The organism is Kiritimatiellia bacterium (assembly GCA_028715905.1).
GTDB lineage: Bacteria > Verrucomicrobiota > Kiritimatiellia > JAAZAB01 > JAAZAB01 > JAQUQV01.
Genome location: JAQUQV010000001.1, coordinates 72141 through 78140 on the forward strand (window position 1 = coordinate 72141; position 6000 = coordinate 78140).

General features: G+C 54.2%; 5 protein-coding genes. 1 reads left to right on the forward strand and 4 read right to left on the reverse strand.

The genetic code is table 11. The annotated features are described in order from the left end of the window. Nucleotides 1-353 precede the first annotated feature (353 nt). Complete coding sequence (locus tag PHP98_00290; protein MDD5482078.1) at nucleotides 354-647, forward strand: hypothetical protein; 294 nt, start codon at nucleotides 354-356, stop codon at nucleotides 645-647. Nucleotides 648-1086: 439 nt separating this feature from the next. Here PHP98_00290 and PHP98_00295 read toward each other — a convergent pair whose 3' ends face one another. The 4 genes from PHP98_00295 to PHP98_00310 all read right to left on the reverse strand — a co-directional run bounded on the left by PHP98_00295 (nucleotide 1087) and on the right by PHP98_00310 (nucleotide 5700). Continuing rightward, nucleotides 1087-1911 (reverse strand): helix-turn-helix domain-containing protein, encoded by an 825-nt coding sequence (locus PHP98_00295; GenBank protein MDD5482079.1) that lies wholly within the window; start codon nucleotides 1909-1911, stop codon nucleotides 1087-1089. 264 nt (nucleotides 1912-2175) lie between these two features. Next, nucleotides 2176-3216: a Gfo/Idh/MocA family oxidoreductase gene (locus PHP98_00300; protein MDD5482080.1), complete on the reverse strand. Its 1041-nt coding sequence runs from the start codon at nucleotides 3214-3216 to the stop codon at nucleotides 2176-2178. A 20-nt stretch (nucleotides 3217-3236) separates the two neighbouring features. Further along, entirely contained in the window at nucleotides 3237-4280 is a 1044-nt protein-coding gene (gene tsaD, locus PHP98_00305) for a tRNA (adenosine(37)-N6)-threonylcarbamoyltransferase complex transferase subunit TsaD (protein MDD5482081.1), read from the reverse strand. A 133-nt stretch (nucleotides 4281-4413) separates the two neighbouring features. Further along, complete coding sequence (locus tag PHP98_00310; GenBank protein ID MDD5482082.1) at nucleotides 4414-5700, reverse strand: S41 family peptidase; 1287 nt, start codon at nucleotides 5698-5700, stop codon at nucleotides 4414-4416. Nucleotides 5701-6000: the final 300 nt, after the last annotated feature.

Below are 6000 nucleotides of genomic sequence, written 5' to 3' on the forward strand. Positions count from 1 at the left end.
ATTTCCACCTTGACGTTTTTTATGTTTTTCAAGGGATGGACCGCAAACGAAACGATCTCCCTCTGGCCCAGCGTCATGATCATGTTCAGGTTTGTGCCGATCTCGCCGGCGCCCGGCATTGATTCGGCATAAACAGGTTTCATGAAATCGCGCACAAACGGGACATAACCCGCCGCCTCGTATTCCTCCGGAATTTCCTGCATTTTTTCTTCGCCGCTCCCCTTCGCTAGCCTTGCGTTTTTGAGATATTCCGCGCGTCTTTTGGCGGCAATCTCTTCCACCTTCTTGGCGCCCGCCTCCGCCTTTGACATCGGGCAAATGACTATGGCGTTTACAGGCAGGATAGAGCGTGGTTGGCCGGTTTCTTCCATTTCAGGCAATCGGCAGGCCATTTTGAAACAAATATCGAGCTGTCCGTTGACGGATTTTCCTTCAAGGCTGTAGATGGAAACACTCTGTTTTTTGATATATTTTTCCCACATAGTCTCCACCGTCCATTCCGGGGTATATTCGTAAGAATCCTGAATGCCTTCATAAAAGCGTTCCTTGAAATTTTTAAGCTCATCAGCATTTCCGCTTTTACTGGCGCTCCCGGCGCTTATTTCAAATGGCGCAATTTCAAAAAACCTAGTAGTCCGCAGCCGTGAATATATCCATATCCTGTATTCGCCGTCAGGAATAGCCATTCTAAATATTAACGGCTCTTCCCCCCCCCGCCAGAAAACGCAGTAACTCGCAATACTGTCACGAACGGATGCGCAATCCGGCTGATGAAATCTGGCGACAAGATTCTCTTGCCCTTCGCCGCGACTGCCTTTATGCACCCAACCATAACCGGTTTTGTCATTGTACAGGCTGTTCTGAGTTATATGGATGGCATCCTCAAAAAACGGCGCTTTCTCATGCCCCATCTGGAAAAAACACACCTTATCGGCCGATGCGCCGGCATCCTGCGCAATACAGGATAAAGCCGCCATGACAGAAAATACGGCAAACGCAATAGTGGAACCGAATAACCTCATATGTCTCATTTTATGATCCTTTCAGCAATATTTTGCCTTGATGCGTAATTATTTTTGCGTGAAACTAATTGTTGCGGCGTTTCCGCGATTGTCTGGCGCTGTTTTCCGAACGATTCCCTGGCAATGAAACCCAGAAGCATGAAAGGCTTTCAACGGCTGCCAATAATTTTTCAATCGCCGGCGGCTTGTCCGCTTCTTTTATTTTTCGTCCATCCGGATTAAACAAGCTCAGGCCGAGGATCGCCAGCAGTTCATGCGACTGGCTCAGCGCCGGGGCGGCAACGGCAAATCTGTTTTGTCCTGCAATATGGGCCACGGCATAGCCTTGCTCACGCGTCTGCTTCACTAAATCGGCAAACCGGCCGGGCGCGGGCGCGAGCATTCCGGCGTATTCCTGAAACGGATAACGTTCCTGGAGAACGCTTTTTTCCTCTTCAGACGCATAGGCATGAAAAATAACCGCGGTTGCGCTCGCATAGGGATTCAAAATCTGCCGCCTCGGTTTCTGCACGATGGCCGGCTGGTCAGGACTCATGCGCAGACTGGTTTGGATTTCGCCTCCGATTACTTCCGTAAAAGTTATGGTCGCTTTTTGGTTCATATCATGAAACAAAGACCGGACTGTTTTTTCAGCTTTCGCTGTCAGGAGAGATTCCTGGTGCTGAAAAGTTAATTCAAAAAGCGCCGGGCCAAGAACGTATCGCGCGCCGGGCTGCTGCTGAATAAAACCCTTTGATTTCAGAGTGCGGACAAGATTATGAGTCGTGGGGGTTTTAAGTTTCATGTGTACAGCTAGGTCGCGCAGCGTAATCCCCCTGTCATGACCACCCACCTCAATAAGAATATCCAGGCATCTCTGTACCGATTGAATTAGATTGCTATTTGCCATATTTACCCATCCAATTATTTATCTATCCTGAACTGTTATTCATCTATACAGAATATATAACATTTTGGAAACTTGTCAACAATTATTTTTTTGAAACCGTCGATCGGGCTTAAAAGATTGGCCGTATTTACCTCTGTCGCCGTTCAACGAATACGACAGGCGGCCGGCTTGAACGCGAACCGCGATCAGCCATTCATGGCTGGGATAGACTGCTGGTCGTGATGAATCGCGATCTTTCGCAGATATATCCCCTGCTTTCGCGGGTTAAACCTTGACGGCCCGGCCGGTGGCGGCCGATTTATAACAGGCCGAGATCACTTTCTGGCTCTGCAGGCCGATTTCGGCCGAGTTAAGGCAGGGACGCTTATCCAAAATGGCCTGGCTGAACTCCTCAATTTCCGCCCGGTAGGTGTTGAACGAGTCCGCGGCAATCGGCTCGCCGTCATCCGGGCGGCGGGACTGCCGGGCATCATATCCGGCGGACCGCCCCGCAAGGAAAGCGGTCATTTCCCCGGACGGCTCCTGGCCGATTGTGTTTTTGCACAAAATGCTCCCCTGGGATCCGTAAAGTTCCAGCGCGTTTTTACTGCTGTTGTCCGGGACGCAGAAAAAAACATCCACGGTCCCGAAGGCGCCGGTTTCAAATTCAAGCAGGACAACGGCGCTGTCCTCGGTCTCATAGGAATGCACGGAATTATTAATGAGGCAGCTCACCCTTTTCGCGGGACCAAAAAACATTTCCAGCAGGTCAATGCAATGGCCGCCCATGTCAATGAGCGCGCCGCCCCCGCCCTGCGATTTGCTCTGACGCCAGGCGTCCGGTATGGGCGGGTACCAGCAGGAAAACTGTGCCCTTCCATACACCATCTTGCCCAGCTTGCCCTCCTGAATCATCTGTAAAGCCGCCTTGTGCTGGGACTGGAAACGCATCATAAACGCCGCGCCCAGCCTGACTTTCGCTTTTTTGCACGCGGAAATCATTTCCCTGGCCTCCTTGATGTTCATGCCGAGCGGTTTTTCGCACAGAATGTGCTTGCCGGCCCGGGCCGCCCGGAGAACATGGCCATGGTGCAAAGCGGCCGGGGTGGCGATATAAACCACCTGGACATCCTCTTTCAGCAGTTCTTCAAGGGAAGCGGCGGCCCGGCAGAGGAACTGTTCGGATACTTGCCGGTTGAGCTGCTCGTTGACGTCATAAACCGCCGTCAATTCCGCGTTGCGCGCGGCCGCAATCCCTTCCGGGATGGTCCTGCGCCGGGCAATCCCGCCGGATCCGATCACGCCCCACTTCAGTTTTGCATCCATAGGGTTTTTCCTTCCATTGGTCAGTTGCCGATCATTAAATTCGGAGACACATCAATTGTCCAGGCCGCGTCGCCGGCAACGCCCGATCCGGCCCCCGCCAGGCCGGCGACCATGGCCGCATTGTCCATGCAATACTGCGGCTCGGCAAAAATAATCCGCAGATCCGCAGATTTTCCCACATCCGACAATTTCTCTCTCAACCTCGTATTGAGCGCCACCCCCCCCGCCACCACCGCGCATTTCGCTTCCTCGCGCCGCACTGCCAGAAAAAGGCGCTCACACAACGCATCAATTATAGCCTCCTGATAACTGGCGGCAATATCTTTCAATGGAAAAATCCTCTTTTCCCGCGCCTGCGTCCTTAGAAAATACATAAGGGCCGTCTTAAGCCCGCTGAAGCTGAAACACATGTCCCCGGACAAACCGCCGAACGCGGCGGAGGCGGAAAGGCGGCCGCGGGGAAAAGCAACGGCGTCAACGCGGCCGCCCCGGGCCAGCCGGTTTATTTCCGGGCCGCCGGGGTAGCCGAGTCCAAGCAATTTTGCCCCTTTATCAAATGCCTCGCCGGCGGCGTCATCGCAAGTTGTGCCGAGCAGGCGGTAATTTCCACTGCCCTCCACCCGCACGAGGCAGGTGTGTCCGCCGGAGACAATCAAAACCACGAACGGCGCGAGGCGTTCCATATCCGGCACATTGGCCGTCAAAAAGGGCGCATAAAGGTGGGCCTCCAGGTGGTTTACGGCGATAAAAGGAATTCCAAGCCGCAGGGCCAGCGCCCGGCCGGCCGACATCCCGACCAGCAATGAGCCGGACAGGCCGGGCCCGTAAGTGGCCGCAACCGCGTCAATTTGTTTCCAGCCGCACCCGGCCTTCGCCAGAGCTTTTGTAATAATGACGGGAAAATACTCAAGATGATTGCGGGATGCGACTTCGGGAACAACCCCGCCGTAAGGCCGGTGCAAACCGGCCTGGCTGAAGATGACGTTGGAACGCACGCTGCGCCCGCCGCTTACAATCGCGGCGGCGGTTTCATCGCAGGAGGTCTCAAGGCCTAGGACGTTCATATGGCGTATCGCATGAAGCGCATTTTGTATCTTGTTTCAGGAACGCCTCCGGCGCATGGCGGCATCCGCCGGACATTAGCGCCGTCTTGCGTTACACCGGGAACGGCGGCCGTGTCCTGTCCCGCGAACCAGGTTAACGACGTTTTACCTGGAAGCTCCGAATGGCCTTCAGAATGTCAATGGCGCGCTCCAACTGGACGTCAACCGCGCCGGAGAGATCAAGCCCGGCCTCGTCTCCGCTGATATCGCCAAGCTCGTCGCGCGAGCGTTTGATGAGCACCTTCTGCCACTGTTCCGGCGACATGGGGATATAAACATCCGGCTCAATGCCCTTGTCATGGATCATGCGTTCGTTGGGGGTATAGTATTTTGCGGTGGTCAGGCGGATGGCGGATCCGTCATCCAGCGACAAAACGCTCTGGACCGAACCCTTGCCGAACGTTTTTTCGCCGACCAGGATGGCCCGTTTGTAATCCTGAAGAGCGCCGGCGACTATTTCCGAGGCGCTGGCGCTGCCGCCGTTGATGAGAATGACAATCGGAAAATCGGTGTAATGATATTTTCCGCGCGAAGCGTACTGGTTCTGGACCCCCGCGCCGGGGCGGCCCCTCGTGGAAACTATTTTTTCACCGCCCTTTAGAAACTTCTGCGAAACTTCAATGGCCGAACTGAGCAATCCCCCGGGATTATTGCGCAAATCCAGGATCAGCGCCTGCATCCCCTGCTCCAGCAGGCTTTCCAGCGCCTTTTGCAGGGCGCCCGCGGTCGGCTCGTTGAACTGGATGATACGGATATAGCCGATGCGGTCGGCGGCCATTTTCACGCCCTTGACGCTTTCCACCTTGATAACGGCCCGCACTATTTCCAGCTCCTTGATTTCCTGGGGCTTGGCGCGCAGGATTTTAATTTTCACCTTGGTCCCCGGCTCTCCGCGCATTTTCTTGACCGCTTCCTGGAGATTGAGATTTTCCGTTGATTCGCCGTCAATCGCAATGATTTTATCACCGTGCATTATGCCCGCCCGGTAAGCGGGCGTGTCTTCCATGGGAGCGATGACGGTCAGGATGCCGTCCCGCATGCCGATCACGATGCCGAGTCCGCCGAACTCGCCGGCCGTGTCGTTTTTCATGTCCTCAAAAGTGGCGGGCTCCATGAACTGGCTGTGCGGGTCCAGCGACTGCAGCATGCCCTTCAGGGCGCCGTAGAGCAGGTCCTTGTACTGGGTCTTATCCTCGTCAACGTAACTGCGCCGGATTTGCAGGAGCACTTCCGCCAGGAGCTGCATCTTTTCAAAGGCGACCTCGGCGGAATCCTCGCTTTTGCCGTTCTGCGAGGCGATCTTGGCGCCGACCACCAGGTTGACCGTCAGGCCCAGCGCGAGGGCAAACCAGAACAACTTGCGTTTTATGGATTTGAACATGGCTCTATTTTCCCCACGGAGTTGAAGTATTCCACTATTCCGCGCCGATTTCAAGCATTCTTTGCAATTCAATCCATCCCAAACAAGCTTGCGAACTTATGCAGGCCATCTGTTCAGCTCATAAACTCCCTTCCGTCAAGCCTTGACAATCATTTTGCGCCCATTAACATTTCAGTAAAAAGCGGAAAATTTCATCCGGTTTGTCAGTTTAAATTTGTTCCAACAAACTCCGCCCGTTCAATCACCGAAGAAATGAGACCGACATGACTACCGCAACGCTCTTAGTGAGCCTTTGGATAA

Bases quoted from the DNA above. Each gene is read 5' to 3' on its own strand.
- PHP98_00300 (MDD5482080.1), bottom strand. From the start codon at position 3,216: ATGGATGCAAAACTGAAGTGGGGCGTGATCGGATCCGGCGGGATTGCC.
- PHP98_00310 (MDD5482082.1), bottom strand. From the start codon at position 5,700: ATGTTCAAATCCATAAAACGCAAGTTGTTCTGGTTTGCCCTCGCGCTG.
- tsaD (MDD5482081.1), bottom strand. From the start codon at position 4,280: ATGAACGTCCTAGGCCTTGAGACCTCCTGCGATGAAACCGCCGCCGCG.
- PHP98_00295 (MDD5482079.1), bottom strand. From the start codon at position 1,911: ATGGCAAATAGCAATCTAATTCAATCGGTACAGAGATGCCTGGATATT.